The following is a 14634-nucleotide window of genomic DNA, read 5'->3' on the forward strand; positions in this document are numbered from 1 at the left end:
GTTGTTTCTTCAGGCGGTCCGGCTTTGATGGACCATCCCATTGAGAGGAATGTGTCATGGGTGAATTCACAGATAAAGTTAAGGGCGTTGCTGACAAGGTGACGGGAAGCATCAAGGAAGGCGTGGGTAAAGCTACCAACGATCCGGGGCTTGAGGCTGAAGGCAAGGCCCAGCAGGTGAAGGGCAGTGCCGAGAAAATTAAAGGCAACGTCAAGGGCACGCTCAACGACCTTTAAGGCGCGCTGTTTTCTCAGCATGAGCACTTTATTGACCGGACACTGTCTCATAAAGGCAGTGCCCGGTTTTCGTTTGTCATCACCGCAGAAACAGCCGCATTTTTGCGGATGAAGCAACGCTGATCTCCCAAAAATGTTCAGGAAAGGCGGCTTCTGTGGCGGAAGCTTACTGCCTCAGCAACATGATGTTTTTGGATGAGGATGCTGGCTTCAAGATCCGCAATGGTGCGCGCGACGCGCAGGAGGCGGGTAAAGCCGCGTGCTGACAGCCGTAATTTTCGCGCGGCATCCGCAAGAAGGGTTCTGGCACCTTCTTCCAGCTCAAACTGATCCGGATTGGCTTCCGCGTTGCGCACTGTCTGGCCGCGGGTCTGACGGAAAGAACGGGCGCTCGCTATCCGTGCGGCGATGCTGGCGGAAGGCTCGCCTGCCGAGGCGGTCATCATGTCCACGGGTGAAAGAGGCTGAACGCTGACCCACAGGTCCATCCGGTCAAGAAGCGGCCCGGAAAGACGGTTCAGATAATCTTCCCCACAACGGGGAGCTTTCCGGCATTCGCGGGAGGCATCGCCAAGATAGCCACAGCGACACGGATTCATCGCTGCGATCAACTGGAAGCGGGCAGGGTAGGTGACGTGCACTGCGGCGCGCGCAATGCTTGTCTGGCCGGTTTCGAGCGGCTGCCGCAGTGATTCAAGAGCCTGACGGGAGAATTCGGGCAATTCGTCCAGAAAGAGAACACCACGGTGGGCAAGGCTGATCTCGCCCGGCTTTGCTCTTGCACCTCCGCCAATCAGCGCGGGCTGGCTGGCGGAATGATGCGGATCACGAAACGGTGGTCGCCGTATGGGTCCCCCATCCTCGCTGACAATGCCAGCGGCGCTGCAGATTCGGGTGACTTCAAGGGCTTCCTGCGGCGTCAACTCTGGCAGAAGGCCGGGCATGCGTGCGGCCAGCATGGATTTGCCCGAACCCGGAGGCCCCGACATCAGCAGTGAGTGTCCTCCGGTCGCCGCAATTTCCAGTGCCCGACGCGCCACTTCCATACCCTTGACGTCGGCCATGTCGGGACCGGTTGCGACAAGAGGGGGGAGAGTCGGCAATACCGGAGGTGAGAGGAGCTGTTCGCCGCGAAAGTGACTTACAAGTGACAGAAGATCCGGGGCCGCGAGGATATCGGGATTGCCGCCGAAAAGAGCCTCGGAGCCCTGAACGGCCGGGCAGATCAGCCCGAGTTCCATGATGGTTGCGCCGAGAGATGCGGAAATCACATTGGGAACACGGTTGATACGCCCGTCGAGAGACAGTTCCCCAAGCGCGGCATATCGACCCAGTTCCTCGATCGGCACGATTTCCATGGCTGCCAGAACCGCCAGAGCGATTGGCAGATCGAAATGCGACCCTTCCTTGAGCAGGTCGGCAGGCACCAGATTCACAAGGATGCGTTTGGGCGGGAGGGCCAGCCCCATTGAGGCGAGCGCGGCACGAACACGCTCGCGCGCTTCGCCCACGGCCTTGTCGGGCAGGCCGACGACCAGAAAGGCGGGGAGGCCATTGGCGATCTGGACTTCCACCCAGACCGGGATGGCCTCAATTCCTGAAAAGGCAAAGGCGCGTACGCGTGTATTGATCATCGTACGCGCCCAGGCAGAATATCAGGCGCCTTGATAGAGCAGGCGTGCGCGAACGGTTCCCTTAAGTGCGCGCAGCAGGTCGAGCAGATGCGTGTCCTTGCTGGAATCGCCCCCTGTCTCGGCATCCACCACGACGTAGCCGATCTCGCCGTCCGTCTGGAGATACTGCGCCGTGACGTTGCAGCCTTCGTTCGAGAAGATGTCGTTGATCTTCGACATCACGCCCGGAAGGTTGTGGTGAACGTGCATGAAGCGCGTGCCGCGAGGGCTCTGCGGAAGCTGCACGGTGGGGAAATTGACCGATCCCAAAGTGGAGCCGATGTCGGAATATTCGACCAGCTTGCGGGCGACTTCGACACCGATCCGTTCCTGCGCCTCGACCGTCGAACCACCGATGTGCGGGGAGAGGATGACGTTATCCAGATTCTGCAGCGGCGTAACGAACTTCTCGCCAGCGACCTTCGGTTCGGTGGGGAAGACGTCGATCGCGGCGCCCAGCAGATGCCCGGACTTCACGGCCTCGGCAGCGGCCTCGAGATCGACCACGTTGCCACGCGCATTGTTGATGAGGAACGAGCCGGGCTTCATCTGCCTGATCTGCTCGGGTCCAATCATGTTCTTTGTGGTCGGCAACTGCGGAACGTGCAGGCTGACGACATCGCTTTCAGCCAGCAGCGTTTCCAGCGTGTCACACGCCGTCGCATTGCCGTGGGGGAGCCTGTCCACCACGTCGAAATACAGCACGCGCATGCCGAAGGCTTCCGCCAGAACCGAAAGCTGCGAGCCGATCGAGCCGTAACCGACGATGCCGAGGGTTTTGCCGCGGACTTCCCAGCTGTTGGTGGCCGACTTGTCCCAACGTCCTTCATGGCAACCGACGGAACGCGGGAAGATGCGACGCAGCAGCATGACGATCTCGCCCATCACCAGCTCCGCGACGGATCGCGTGTTGCTGTAGGGGGCGTTGAAGACCGGGATGGCGAGTTCGCGGGCGGCTTCAAGATTCACCTGATTGGTCCCGATGCAGAAGCAGCCGATGGCGAACAGCCGGTCCGCGCCTTCCAGTATCTCACGGGTGAGCTGGGTGCGGGATCGGATGCCCACGACATGGACGCCTTCGAGGGCTTCCTTGAGGGCATTGCCCTCAAGCGCACCTTTGTGACGGGTGACGTTCTCATAGCCACTGGCTTTCAGGAGCGCCACGGCACTGTCGTGTACGCCCTCGAGAAGCAGGATGCGGATTTTGTCCTTGGAGAGGGACAGATGAGGAGTCATTCAGTTCGCTCGTGCTGTTACAGCGGTCCCGGCCTGACTGGCGTTGCCCGGATCTGCTTCTTCCTGCCTCGGCGGAAGGAACTTGGAAGTCCTTGCGGACGGCAGCGTCCAGACGTGACCGCCCAAGGTGGGAGGCCAGCGGGGACGCCCCTTTAGCACGTTTCCGAATAAGCGGAAATTAACGATCTGCCGCCTCGGGGAATGGCAGGGCTGCCTTTATGAACGGAGACAGGCCACCGCTGCATCCAGAAGTGCCGGATTGCCAACGGCCAGCACGGTCCCGTCGCTGCCGATTCTCAGGCGCTCACCGCCCCAGTCCGTCACGCGTCCACCGGCGCCTTCCACCACGGGTACAAGCGCCGACCAGTCCCACGGCTTCATCGCGCACTCAGCGATGATGTCGATATGCCCGGCGGCCAGAAGGCCGTAGGCATAGCAGTCACCGCCCCAGCTCATGCGCTTGACCTGCGCTTTCAGCGTTTTCCAGTTCGGCCGGGGGGCATCCTCCAGCATCTCAAGAGAGGTGCATGACAGGTCCGCTTCCGAAAGAGAGGCGCGCTTGCGGGTCGTGAGCGGCTGGAAGTCGGAGGCGACGAGGTCGTCACGGAAAAGGGTAGGGCGGCCTGTCACGCCGATCCAGCGTTCACCCGTCACTGGCTGATCGATCACTCCGATGATCGGCACACCGTCATGAGACAGGGAGATCAGCGTGCCGAATGTCGGCCGCCCGGTGATGAAGGCGCGGGTGCCGTCAATAGGGTCGAGCGTCCACTGATAGCGACTCGTGCCTTCATGCAGCCCGAACTCCTCTCCCAGAACCGCATGATCGGGGTGCAGTTCGGCAAGCTGTGCCCGCATGACGCGTTCGGCCATGCGATCGGCGATCGTCACCGGGCTCGCATCGCTTTTGTCCAGCGCACCGATGGTCGAGCGGAAATAGGGCCGGATCACGGTGCCAGCCACATCCGCGAGACTGTGAGCGGTCTGAACGAAAAGATCGAAGTCGTGAGTCATGAGGCGTTTCCGTTCCGAAAGTCAGTGCAGTGTTTTCAGCCAGGCGATGATGTCGGCGCGATCGACGGGGTCGGTCAGGCCGCGGAAAGACATGCGGGTGCCGGGAGCAAAGGCCGCAGGATGACGAAGCCAGAGATTCAGCGTGGCCTCGTCCCATGTCCCGCCATGAGCGGCGAGATTGTGAGAATAGGTATAGTCAGTTCCCTTGCCGACCGGTCGCCCGATGACACCAAACAGGTTCGGTCCCGCAGAACTGGCGCCGGATGGTGTGAAGTCATGGCAGCGGGAGCAGATGGCATTCACCAGCACCGCACCGTGAGCGGAGTTTCCGGCTGGAAGCGGTGTGGCGCTGTCGTCTTCCGTGACGATAGCCAGTGCGGGTCGGGCTGGCGTCAGGTCCGGTACGGCGAGCGAGCCAATCGTCCACGACATTCCCATGGCGGCGGCGGTCAGGAGAACGGCGAAAGCGGCACGGTTGGCGGTGGCGAAATCCATGAGGTCCGGCGTCCAGTCTGCCGTACGGCAGCGGCAGAAGAGTGCAAGCGAGGCGCGTAGGCCGCAGTTGCGTCGGTCAGGCGTCTTTTCTAGAGTGCGCTCCGCTTCATGTGAAGCCGTCGGCGGAGAGTTCGCCGTGTTCCTCCGGCTTTCAGGTTCCCACCCGCTGCAATGATCAGCCCTCTCGTTATTATTCCCGCCCGCATGGCGTCCTCACGTCTGCCTGGCAAACCCATGGCCGAAATCGCGGGACGCCCGATGATCCTGCACGTGCTTGAGCGTGCTCAGGCCGCCTCGGCCGGACGCGTGGTGGTGGCCGCCGCCGAACAGGAGATCGTCGACATTGTGCGCCGTGCTGGCGGAGAGGCCGTGCTCACCGAGCCTGATCTGGCCTCCGGTTCGGACCGGGTTCATGCCGCCATGCTTCAGGTCGATCCGACTGCAAAGCACGATGTGATCATCAACCTGCAAGGCGATCTTCCCGGACTGGACCCGAGCACGTTGCAGGCAGCGCTGCTGCCGCTTTCCGATGCCGCGACAGATATCGGGACACTCGTTGCCCCCATTCGTGATGACCGTGAGGCCAGCGCCGAGTCCGTGGTCAAGGTCGCCTGCGCGTTTCCTTCCGAAGCGACACAGATCGCACGCGCCCTTTATTTCTCCCGCGCCTGCATTCCGTGGGGCGAAGGACCGCTATGGCATCACATCGGGGTTTATGCGTGGCGGCGGACCGCGCTGGAGCGTTTCGTATCGTTGCCGGCCTCCCCGCTGGAACGGCGCGAACGGCTTGAGCAGCTCCGAGCGCTGGAGGCGGGCATGATCATCGGGTGTGCACGGGTGGCTGAAGCGCCGTTCGGGGTGGACACGCCAGCCGATCTGGAGCGTGCGCGTCGTATTCTTGGGAAACAGTCATGACCGGTCCTGCCTTGGGTCGGATCGCCTTTCAGGGGCGTCCGGGTGCCTATTCCGACCTCGCCTGCCGCACCGCCTATCCGGGCTGGGCGACGGTCCCCTGCGAGACGTTCGCCGATGCCATTGCAGCGGTGCATGATGGGCGGGCCGATCTCGCGATGCTGGCCTGCGAAAATAATCTTGCCGGACGGGTGCCGGACATTCATGCGCTGCTGCCGGATGCCGGGTTGCACATCATCGGCGAGCATTTCCAGCGTGTGGAACATTGCCTGATGGGCATTCCCGGCGCGACTCTGGAGCAGGCCCGGAAAGTGCATACGCATCCGGTCGCCCTCGGACAGGTCCGCGACCTGCTGCGGGAACTGCATCTCACGCCCGTCGCGCAATTCGACACGGCCGGAGCGGCCGAGATGGTTGCAAAATGGGGGCGGGTCGAGGATGTGGCCATCGCATCCGAACTGGCCGCTGAACTGAATGGCCTGACCATTCTGCGGCGCAATGTCGAGGATGCCGCTCATAACACGACGCGCTTCTACATCGCGGCCCGCGAGCCTCTGCTGTTGCCGGACGACGGTCCCGTGATGACGACGCTGCTGTTCAGTGTCCGCAACGAACCGGGCGCGCTCTACAAGGTGCTTGGTGGTTTCGCCACAAATGGCGTCAACATGACGCGCCTTGAGAGCTACATGCTTGACGGTTCGTTCGCGGCTACCCAGTTCCTTCTGGATGTTGAGGGACGGCCTGATCGTCCCAGTCTCAGGCAGGCTCTGGCGGAACTGGAATTCTTTTCCGCGCGTTTCACCATTCTTGGGGTCTATCCCCAGTCTCCTTTCCGGCGACGCGCGGCAGTCGGGGTGGCCTGACAGACTCTTTCATTCGTGGCATACCCAGTGCCCCATCAGGATCCCGCAGTTCCGGACGACAAGAAGAAAGCCAATGACGGAAGCCATGTTCAAGGGGGCGATAACGGCCCTCATTACCCCGATGAACCGCGATGGCTCGCTGGACCTTGCCGCATTCGACCGGCTTGTCGAGTGGCAGGTGGCGGAAGGCATTTCCGGTCTTGTGCCCGTTGGCACCACCGGCGAGAGTCCCACCCTCTCTCATGTGGAACATCACAAAATCGTCGAGCGGACCGTCCATGTCGCGGCGGGGCGCGTGCCGGTGATCGCCGGGGCCGGGTCCAACAGCACGATGGAAGCGGTCGATCTCGCAAAGCATGCCGAGCAGGCGGGAGCCTCTGCCGTTCTCGTGGTGTCGCCGTATTACAACAAGCCGACTCAGGAAGGGCTGTATCGCCATTTCATGATGGTGGCCGATGCCATCAGCATTCCGGTGGTGCTCTACAATATTCCGGGTCGCTCAGTGGTGGATATCTCGGTTGAGACGACGGCTCGTCTCGCCGCTCATGGCAATATCATCGGTGTGAAAGACGCGACGGCCAATCTGCTTCGTCCCCTTCAGGTCCGGCGCGCGGTGACCAACAAATGGTTCAACCAGCTTTCTGGCGAAGACGGTACAGCCGTGTCGTTCCTTGCGGCTGGTGGCGATGGCTGCATCAGCGTGTCGTCCAATGTCGCGCCGGGATTCTGCTCGAAAGTGCAGCGGCTGTGGCAGGACGGGAAAGTGAAAGAGTCGATGGCATTGCAGGACAGGCTGCTTCCCCTGCATGACGCGATGTTCTGCGAGACCAGCCCCGGGCCGGTGAAATACGCTGCATCCCTGCTCGGATTGTGCGGGGAGACCTGCCGCCTGCCGATCGTGCCGATTTCCGATTCTTCCAGAGCCGCCGTGCGCGCGGCTCTGACGGAAGTCGGGTTGCTGGGCTGATCATGGCGAAAGCAGAGAAGAAATCAGGATTGATCTCGCACGGTATTGCCGCGCAGAACAAAAAAGGCCGCTTCAACTACACGATCATCGATACGATCGAAGCAGGGATCGCGCTGAAAGGGCCGGAGGTCAAAAGCCTGCGCTTCGGTCGCGCGACCATCACCGAGGCCTATGCCGGTGAGCGCAACGGCGAGGTCTGGCTGTTCAACAGCTACATTCCTGAATATCAGGGGGGTGTGCTTTCGCGCTTCGAAAGCCGCGCGCCTCGCAAGCTGCTGCTTCATGCAAGGCAGATTGATCGTCTTCTTGGAGAAGTGGCGCGCGACGGTATCAGCCTTGTGCCGCTCGATATCCATTTCAATGATCGTGGCATTGCAAAGATAACGCTTGGCATCGGTGAAGGCCGTAAGAAGGCTGACAAACGTCAGGCCATTGCGGATCGGGACTGGCAACGCGATAAGGCTCGTCTGCTGCGGAACAAGGGCCGCGAAGACTGACTCTTCTTCTAACGAAAAAAGGCCGTTGCATGAAGCAACGGCCTTTTTTCTGTGCGGATCGGGCGCCTCGTGGACGCCCGTGCCATCAACCTCAGTCGAAAGAGATCGCAGCAGCCTCGGGGCCTTTCTGGCCCTGAACAACCTTCACATTGGCTGTCTGGCCTTCATTCAGCGTCTGCACGCCTGAACGTTCAAGCGCGGACGCGTGAACGAAGATGTCCTTGCCGCCGCTGTCTGGTGTGATGAAGCCGAAGCCCTTCGTGGCGTTATACCACTTCACGGTGCCGCGAACCTCTTCAGCGCCGGACATGTCGGGCGTCGGACGTGCCGAGCGACCACCACCGAAACCGCCCGGACGCGGAGCACTGCCGAATTGGGCGCGCGGACGCTCCGGCTGGGCTGTGGTCTCGTCCACGGAGATGACCTCGGCGACCTGACGACCCTTGGGGCCCTGGCCGATACGGACACTCAGCGTTGCACCGGGGCTGACACTCTCGTGCCCGGCCTGGGAAAGCGCATTGGCGTGCAGAAACACGTCACCGGACCCATCAGCCAGCTCGACAAAGCCGAAGCCTTTCTCGCCGTTGAACCATTTCACGGTTGCATCGATTTCCGGACCTGAGGCGATCACCTGCGGGCCGCCGGCAGGGCGACGTGGGGCATAGCCTCCACGATCGCCGCCACCAGCGTTACTCGGGGCGCCACCGCCGAACGGTGAAGAATAGCCACGGTCATAATTTGACGGACCACCCATGAAATCGTCGTCAAATCCGCCGCGGCGGGGGGAGCGGGAGCTGCGGTCGGTCTTGTTACTTCTCAACGGTCTTAATCCCGAGGTCTGACTGGCGAAATTGGAACTCGCCCTGTGAATAAAACCGGACCTTCAGAAACTGCACCTCAGGAGCCTAGCTCCGATTGAAGTGCGACGTCTCATTCTGGTGTCCGGCGCCCTGGCCACCGAAAGATGGCTTTGGACAAGAAGGAGAAAAGCATAATGGAAGCCGCGTCCGCTACTGTCTTTTTACGCTTTCGGCCTTTTAAGAGATGAATTTCTTGCAAGGATGGCGTGAAGATGGCTGTTACTGCACCGGAAACGTTTTTATTGGCACTCAATAAACACGAAAACGTGAGGTCATGGGCAGAAAAAAGCCCAATGAAGCTTTCGTGCATGCAGCTTTTAACTTAAATTCCGCAAAAGCATCGTAAATCGTACCCAATGCTGGCATCGTCCGGCATCTGTCATGTGGAGAATCGAGAATATGCGTCAGAGTCCGAAGCATCTTCGGGATATGAGAAGACCTGCGATGCTTCTGCTCGGAACGGTTTTTGGAATATCAGCCATCTCCCAGGCACATGCAACGCCGCTGCAGGATCATCAGGGCACATGGACATTGCAGGGTGAAAACGATGCCGTTTCCACCCTGAACGGTACGTCTGATCAGTATTATACAAGCGGCCTGCGCTTTAACTGGACATCGGGGACTGACGAGCTGCCGGCGCCGATCGCCACGATCAACCGGGCCATCCTCGGAAAGGGCATGCAGCGCATCAGCCTCGGCCTGCAGCAGATGATCTTCACGCCTTCCAATACGCAGGCTGCCACTCCATCCCCGCGAGACCGTCCCTATGCGGGCGTGCTGCTCGGGACGATCAATCTGATTAATGACACCGACCTGTCCCGCAGTGTGTTCGGCATCCAGCTCGGTGTGATGGGACCAGACGCTCTTGCCCGTCAGTTGCAGAACGGCTTCCACGGAGCTATCGGCGACACCAGCAACAAGGGCTGGCAACATCAGTTGGCGAACCAGCCCATCTTTCAGGTCCAGATGGGTAGGACGTGGCGTCTGCCCCTCGGCACGATCGGTGGTGCGAATGGCCTGTCCTTCGACATGCTTCCTACGGCAGCAGCGCGAATTGGCGATTACCGGATTGCCGGTACGATTGGTGATACGATCCGCTTTGGTCAGGGGCTCGACAGCGATTTCGGCGTTCCGACGATCGGTTCGGGCACGGATGGCACGGACGCCTATAAAGAGACGAGAACCGTTCCGTGGTATTTCTTCGGTGGTGTGACAGGCGACGCCGTTGCCTATGACGCGACGCTGGAGGGCAATACCCTGCGCAGTAATTCACCTCATGTGAACAAGAAATGGGATGTGGGCGAGATCCATGCTGGCCTCGCCGTCATGTTCTATGGCGTGCGTCTTTCCTACAGTCAGGTATGGCAGACTCAGGAATTTACGGCGGCGCGTTCGGGCCTGTTCAATTATGGGTCGGTGGCGCTTTCAGCCAAGTTCTGATCTGAAGCAATCCTCCGACGAGAGGTTTCGTTGCCGCTACAGGTGTGAAACCTCTCGTCGGAAAGACTGCTCCGGTCAGTCGATGCGACTTTCCGGCAGGCGCAGGGTCGGTTGCCCGATGAGATAGCCCTGAATTTCCTCGCAGCCATGAGCGTCGAGAAAACCGAGCTGCTCTTCCGTTTCCACGCCTTCCGCGCAGCAGGTCATGTTCAGCGAGTGGATCATGTAAAGCGTGGAGCGCAAGACTGTTTCCACGCGACTGTCCACGCCCACTCTGCGAATGAACGTCCGGTCCAGTTTGACCTGATCAAACGGATAGTTGGTCAGGCGTTCCAGCGCACCGAAACCCGTACCGAAATCGTCCAGTACCAGCCGCACGCCCATAGCTCGGATACGAGCAAGTTCCTTACTCGCTATATCCGAAGCCCCGAAGCTGCACCGCTCCGATAACTCGATCTGGAGGCGCAGGGGATCAAGGCCGCTGTCTTCAAGAGCGGAACCGATGGTGGTGGCCACCCGCTCGGTCGCCAGCCAGGAAGGGGAGACGTTCACGCTCAGCCCCAACGGCTCCTTCCAGCTGTGAGCCTGACGGCAGGCCGTGTGCAGCACCCAGGAGTCTATATCCTCGATCAGGCCTGCATTTTCGGCGCAACCAAGGAAAACCGAGGGGTCGACTTCTCCGTGGCCAGGGCGATTCCATCGAACCAGCGCCTCGAAGGTCACGACATGCTCGGTGCCTGTTTCCAGAACGGGCAACCAGTTCAGGGTGAACGCACCATCAATGATGGCCTGCCGAAGGTCGCTTTCCATCCCGATCTGATCTGCGTGGGCATGAGCGATTTCCGGGGCGACCCGGTTGACGTAAGGTCCCGCCCGTCGCCCGCGGATTCTGGCAAGCGCGGCGTTAGCGAAGCCGATCAGCGTGTCTGTATCAGGCGCATCGAACGGGTAGCATGCCCAGCCGATATAAGGTTCGAAAGGAAAACCGCCTTTGGGAAGGCCTTCTTTTTCCTGTAGCAGCGCAGCGATATCGTTCGCGAGCTTCTCGACCTGAGAGACATCCTGAGTGATCGGCACGGTAACAGCGAAGCTGCCGCCGCCCAGATGAACGGTAAAGCACTGCGAAGGCACAAAATCGTGCAGCACCATATACGCCCGGTCGATGAGGGCGTCGGACGCAGGCCAGCCGTCGCTGTCATTGATGGGGCCGATGCGTCCCAGATCGATCCGCAGCAAGGCGAGTGGCGAGGTGGCCGAGATTTCCTTGGACGAAATTCTCGTATCGAGAGCCCGTGTCAGCGCTGACATGCCGGAGACAGGCTTGTGGGAAGGGCGTGGAGGAGTGGAGGCAACCGTGGTGAGGGTCGCAAGCTTTGTCAGTGATGCAGACGGAAAGGACTGAGCCGCCTTGTTCAGGCAGACAAGCAGAACTTTTTCTTTATCTTCTGAAATAAGCGGTTTGCTTGCCCATGCGTGAAAACCATCGATGGGTTCCGGGAGCAGGCCCGCCTGCACGCCGCCTTCGGCGGAAAGTCGCGCGGTTGAACGCTTCATGGCTTCGAGCACCTGTCTGGGATCGAGCCCCGTTGCGGCTATTGAAGCGGTGATTGCCCCGCCTTTTTCCTCATCGAGAAGAAGGGCGCCGTCACAGGGCAGAAGCTGGGGGACAAGCAGCTTTAACGTGTCCAGAGGAATGCTCTGCTCGCTTTTGTTGTCTTTTGACTCACTCATGTCGCGCATCCTGCTTTTCAGGCGAAGCAGCCGGCCGAGAGTGTTCTCTCATTCCCGTGCCCCTGACATTTCATTGCTCTGGTGGTAACAGGTGGCCGTAAATGTAAAATTAATAAGGAATTTTAAAATAAAAGAGAAAAATATATTAAAAATCACCCCGCATTTATAATTACAGAAAAATTCTCCTTTTTAAAAATATGAAGTAATATCGAAATACTTTCTGCAAGAGTCTTGTCCCGGCGCGCAGTTGCCAGCGCCAGTTCCGCCGTCTGGCGAGAGAGGGCAAGAAGCACCCCCATATCCATGTCTCCGTCTTCAGCGGAGGCGATCCGAAAGCCGGGCAGTCCCGACTGACGACTGCCTGTCGCCTCACCAGCGCCACGGATACGGAAATCCTCATCCGCAATGAGAAACCCGTCTTCCGTCTCGCGCAATAGGGCGAGACGCTGGCGTGCTACCTGTCCAAGTTCGCTTCCATGCAGGAGAAGGCAGAAGGATTCAGCCGAACCTCGCCCCACACGTCCACGCAACTGATGCAGCTGGGCGAGGCCGAATCGTTCCGCATGTTCGATGACCATCACGGTTGCGCTGGGAACATCCACTCCAACTTCGATGACGGTCGTCGCCACCAGCAGGCGCGTGCGGCCAGCGGAAAATTCCGCAAGAGCCCCTTCACGGACCGTGATGTCCTGCTGTCCATGGGCCAGCCCGATGCCAAACCGGTCTGCGAAGCGTTCGGTCAGAGCTAAGTGTCGCGCTTCGGCCGCCGCGATGTCGAGTACTTCGCTTTCGCTGACCAGAGGGCACACCCAGAAGATCTGTGCTCCTGATCGTAGTGCCCGTTCCATCCCGGCCAGCACGGCATCGAACGAGTCCGGTCCGTGAACGGACGTGCGGATCGGTTTCCGTCCCGCCGGTTTGCTGTCGAGACGGCTTACCTCCATCTCGCCCCAGTGCGCCAGCAGCAGGGTCCTCGGAATGGGGGTGGCAGTCATGACCAGCATGTCCACCGCCTCTCCCTTTGCCCCGAGCGTCAGTCTCTGGCCCACGCCGAAACGATGCTGCTCGTCCACTACGGCCAGTGCGAGGTCGTGATAGTGCACGGCGTCCTGCACCAGAGCATGTGTGCCGACAATCAGCGAGGCGGAACCGTTGGCGATGGCGGCCAGCGTTTCGCGACGCGCCTTGCCCCGGATTGAGCCGGACAGAAAGGCGACTGGGGCTGGTGACAGCCGCTGGAAGGTCGCGAAATGCTGACGGGCGAGGATTTCCGTGGGCGCCATGATCGCCGCCTGCGCACCGGCTTCTGCGGCGCGCAGCATGGCAAGGAGCGCCACCATCGTTTTGCCCGCACCCACGTCACCTTGAAGCAGACGGACCATCCGGCGCTGCGAAGCGAGGTCCGCGTCGATTTCACTGAGGGCCTTCGCCTGCGCCGATGTCAGCGTATGACCAAAGCGGGCAAGCGCCTCACGTTGGAAATGGCCGTCGCCCTTCAGGCAGCGACCCGGGCGGGAGCGGTTGGCTTCCCGTGCCAGCAGGGTGGCGATCTGGTCGGCCAGCAGTTCATCGGCGGCCAGTCGCTCGCGGGCCTTGCGACGGTTTTCACGCCATCCGTCTCCCTCCTGAAAATCAGGCACATCGCCGGGAAAATGTGTCCACACCAGAGCCGTGCGGAAGTCCGGCCAGTTGCGTTTCCTGACGACGGCCGCATCCTGCCATTCCGGCAGATCGGCAGCCACGCGGGAAAGCGCCCGGCGCATGGCGGCGCGGACCTGTCCGGCGAACAGCCCGGCCGTGAGTGGCCAGACCGGATCGAGTGACGGAACACGGTCCGTAGCCGCGACGAAATAGTCAGGGGTGTTCATCACACGGCGGTTGTTGAACAGTTCCGTGCGTCCCGACACTTTCATCGGGGCGTCCAGCACGGCCCGTTTGGCCATCCATTTCGAAAAAAATGCAACGTCGAGGGTGCCGGTCCCGTCCGTCACCGTGACGGTCCATGGCTGTCGCTTATGTGCAGGCGCAAGGATACGGGTGACAGTAACATCCAGCGTCGCGATGCGGCCCGGCTGGAGGTCGGCAATGGTGGGGTGATAGCGCCGGTCGATGATACTTTCCGGCATCAGGAAAAGCAGATCCGCCACTGTCTGGCCACCGGCCACCTTTGCGAGGAGCTTGGCTGTCGCGGGCCCGATGCCGGGCAGCCCGGCCAGCGGTTCGAGGAGGGGGGCGATGACCGGCGGCACGGGCAGGGATGCAGGGCTGGCCTGCGGGCCGGGCAGGACCTCACCGCCCCGTGAGGAGGCTGATCTGGACACGGAGGGCGCGAGGGCCTTTCTTGTCGGGCTGACAGGCATGAGTCACGAGGCTATAGGACACCACAGCCATGGAACAAAACGAAACCGTATCGGCGCAGGCTCCGGAGCGCGACCTTGAGACGCGCCGCCGCCGGCTTGTCTTTCGTGCCCGGCATCGCGGCACGTTTGAGACGGACATCCTGATCGGCGAGTTCGTGGACCGGCATGTGGGGCAGATGGACGCCGCCGCCCTGACGGACATGGAAGCCGTGCTGGAATTGCCTGACCCCGACCTTTCCGACTGGCTGTTTGGCCGTCTTCCGCTCCCAAAAGAGTGCGAGACGCCGATGTTGCTGGCTATGGTGCGCGCGGCGCGCGAGCGTCGTGGCGAAAGCCGGACTTGATTCTCT

General features: G+C 60.8%; 14 protein-coding genes. 7 read left to right on the plus strand and 7 right to left on the minus strand.

Annotated elements, in window-relative coordinates; translation table 11 throughout:
* Nucleotides 1–56: 56 nt before the first annotated feature.
* Nucleotides 57–236 carry a CsbD family protein gene (locus GOB81_RS05175; RefSeq protein ID WP_173569318.1) on the plus strand — a complete coding sequence of 60 codons (180 nt, stop codon included), beginning with the start codon at nucleotides 57–59 and terminating at the stop codon, nucleotides 234–236.
* Nucleotides 237–373: 137 nt separating this feature from the next.
* On the opposite strand, the gene GOB81_RS05180 is transcribed toward GOB81_RS05175, so the two are convergent.
* The 4 genes from GOB81_RS05180 to GOB81_RS05195 form a co-directional block, all read right to left on the minus strand.
* Nucleotides 374–1870: a YifB family Mg chelatase-like AAA ATPase gene (locus tag GOB81_RS05180; protein WP_173569319.1), complete on the minus strand. Its 1497-nt coding sequence runs from the start codon at nucleotides 1868–1870 to the stop codon at nucleotides 374–376.
* A 21-nt stretch (nucleotides 1871–1891) separates the two neighbouring features.
* Nucleotides 1892–3145 (minus strand): phosphoglycerate dehydrogenase, encoded by a 1254-nt coding sequence (serA, locus tag GOB81_RS05185; RefSeq protein ID WP_173569320.1) that lies wholly within the window; start codon nucleotides 3143–3145, stop codon nucleotides 1892–1894.
* A 216-nt stretch (nucleotides 3146–3361) separates the two neighbouring features.
* Nucleotides 3362–4159 (minus strand): inositol monophosphatase family protein, encoded by a 798-nt coding sequence (locus tag GOB81_RS05190; RefSeq protein WP_173569321.1) that lies wholly within the window; start codon nucleotides 4157–4159, stop codon nucleotides 3362–3364.
* A gap of 21 nt (nucleotides 4160–4180) precedes the next feature.
* Nucleotides 4181–4654, minus strand: coding sequence for a c-type cytochrome (locus GOB81_RS05195; RefSeq protein WP_173569322.1), 474 nt, complete (start codon nucleotides 4652–4654; stop codon nucleotides 4181–4183).
* 171 nt (nucleotides 4655–4825) lie between these two features.
* On the opposite strand from GOB81_RS05195, the gene GOB81_RS05200 reads away from it, so the two are divergent.
* The 4 genes from GOB81_RS05200 to smpB all read left to right on the plus strand — a co-directional run bounded on the left by GOB81_RS05200 (nucleotide 4826) and on the right by smpB (nucleotide 7893).
* Nucleotides 4826–5569 (plus strand): 3-deoxy-manno-octulosonate cytidylyltransferase, encoded by a 744-nt coding sequence (locus GOB81_RS05200; protein ID WP_173569323.1) that lies wholly within the window; start codon nucleotides 4826–4828, stop codon nucleotides 5567–5569.
* Nucleotides 5566–6429 carry a prephenate dehydratase gene (locus GOB81_RS05205; protein ID WP_173569324.1) on the plus strand — a complete coding sequence of 288 codons (864 nt, stop codon included), beginning with the start codon at nucleotides 5566–5568 and terminating at the stop codon, nucleotides 6427–6429. Before GOB81_RS05200 ends, GOB81_RS05205 begins: the two co-directional genes overlap by 4 nt.
* A 73-nt stretch (nucleotides 6430–6502) precedes the next feature.
* The gene (gene dapA, locus GOB81_RS05210) at nucleotides 6503–7396 is read left to right on the plus strand and encodes a 4-hydroxy-tetrahydrodipicolinate synthase (protein WP_173569325.1); all 894 of its coding nucleotides are present in this window, start codon (nucleotides 6503–6505) and stop codon (nucleotides 7394–7396) included.
* A gap of 2 nt (nucleotides 7397–7398) precedes the next feature.
* Entirely contained in the window at nucleotides 7399–7893 is a 495-nt protein-coding gene (gene smpB, locus GOB81_RS05215) for an SsrA-binding protein SmpB (protein WP_173569326.1), read from the plus strand.
* A gap of 91 nt (nucleotides 7894–7984) precedes the next feature.
* Here the strand turns inward: smpB and GOB81_RS17870 are convergent, their stop codons facing one another.
* Nucleotides 7985–8713, minus strand: a complete 729-nt coding sequence (locus GOB81_RS17870; RefSeq protein ID WP_173569327.1) for a cold-shock protein — start codon at nucleotides 8711–8713, stop codon at nucleotides 7985–7987.
* 439 nt (nucleotides 8714–9152) lie between these two features.
* Here GOB81_RS17870 and GOB81_RS05225 point away from each other — a divergent pair, with 439 nt between their 5' ends.
* Complete coding sequence (locus tag GOB81_RS05225) at nucleotides 9153–10193, plus strand: lipid A deacylase LpxR family protein (RefSeq protein ID WP_173569328.1); 1041 nt, start codon at nucleotides 9153–9155, stop codon at nucleotides 10191–10193.
* A 75-nt stretch (nucleotides 10194–10268) separates the two neighbouring features.
* Here GOB81_RS05225 and GOB81_RS05230 read toward each other — a convergent pair whose 3' ends face one another.
* Nucleotides 10269–11924: a putative bifunctional diguanylate cyclase/phosphodiesterase gene (locus GOB81_RS05230; protein WP_173569329.1), complete on the minus strand. Its 1656-nt coding sequence runs from the start codon at nucleotides 11922–11924 to the stop codon at nucleotides 10269–10271.
* 152 nt (nucleotides 11925–12076) lie between these two features.
* Nucleotides 12077–14209: an ATP-dependent DNA helicase RecG gene (recG, locus tag GOB81_RS05235; protein WP_242010089.1), complete on the minus strand. Its 2133-nt coding sequence runs from the start codon at nucleotides 14207–14209 to the stop codon at nucleotides 12077–12079.
* Between the two features lie 104 nt (nucleotides 14210–14313).
* Between recG and GOB81_RS05240 the strand changes: the two genes are divergently transcribed.
* Entirely contained in the window at nucleotides 14314–14628 is a 315-nt protein-coding gene (locus GOB81_RS05240; protein ID WP_173569331.1) for an FAD assembly factor SdhE, read from the plus strand.
* The last annotated feature ends 6 nt before the right edge of the window (nucleotides 14629–14634 follow it).

Source organism: Acetobacter conturbans (assembly GCF_011516755.1).
Classification (GTDB): domain Bacteria; phylum Pseudomonadota; class Alphaproteobacteria; order Acetobacterales; family Acetobacteraceae; genus Acetobacter; species Acetobacter conturbans.

Bases quoted from the DNA above. Each gene is read 5' to 3' on its own strand.
- GOB81_RS05190 (WP_173569321.1), bottom strand. From the start codon at position 4,159: ATGACTCACGACTTCGATCTTTTCGTTCAGACCGCTCACAGTCTCGCG.
- GOB81_RS05180 (WP_173569319.1), bottom strand. From the start codon at position 1,870: ATGATCAATACACGCGTACGCGCCTTTGCCTTTTCAGGAATTGAGGCC.
- GOB81_RS05225 (WP_173569328.1), top strand. From the start codon at position 9,153: ATGCGTCAGAGTCCGAAGCATCTTCGGGATATGAGAAGACCTGCGATG.
- GOB81_RS05205 (WP_173569324.1), top strand. From the start codon at position 5,566: ATGACCGGTCCTGCCTTGGGTCGGATCGCCTTTCAGGGGCGTCCGGGT.
- GOB81_RS05240 (WP_173569331.1), top strand. From the start codon at position 14,314: ATGGAACAAAACGAAACCGTATCGGCGCAGGCTCCGGAGCGCGACCTT.
- GOB81_RS05200 (WP_173569323.1), top strand. From the start codon at position 4,826: ATGATCAGCCCTCTCGTTATTATTCCCGCCCGCATGGCGTCCTCACGT.
- smpB (WP_173569326.1), top strand. From the start codon at position 7,399: ATGGCGAAAGCAGAGAAGAAATCAGGATTGATCTCGCACGGTATTGCC.
- GOB81_RS05175 (WP_173569318.1), top strand. From the start codon at position 57: ATGGGTGAATTCACAGATAAAGTTAAGGGCGTTGCTGACAAGGTGACG.
- dapA (WP_173569325.1), top strand. From the start codon at position 6,503: ATGACGGAAGCCATGTTCAAGGGGGCGATAACGGCCCTCATTACCCCG.
- GOB81_RS05195 (WP_173569322.1), bottom strand. From the start codon at position 4,654: ATGGATTTCGCCACCGCCAACCGTGCCGCTTTCGCCGTTCTCCTGACC.
- GOB81_RS05230 (WP_173569329.1), bottom strand. From the start codon at position 11,924: ATGAGTGAGTCAAAAGACAACAAAAGCGAGCAGAGCATTCCTCTGGAC.
- serA (WP_173569320.1), bottom strand. From the start codon at position 3,145: ATGACTCCTCATCTGTCCCTCTCCAAGGACAAAATCCGCATCCTGCTT.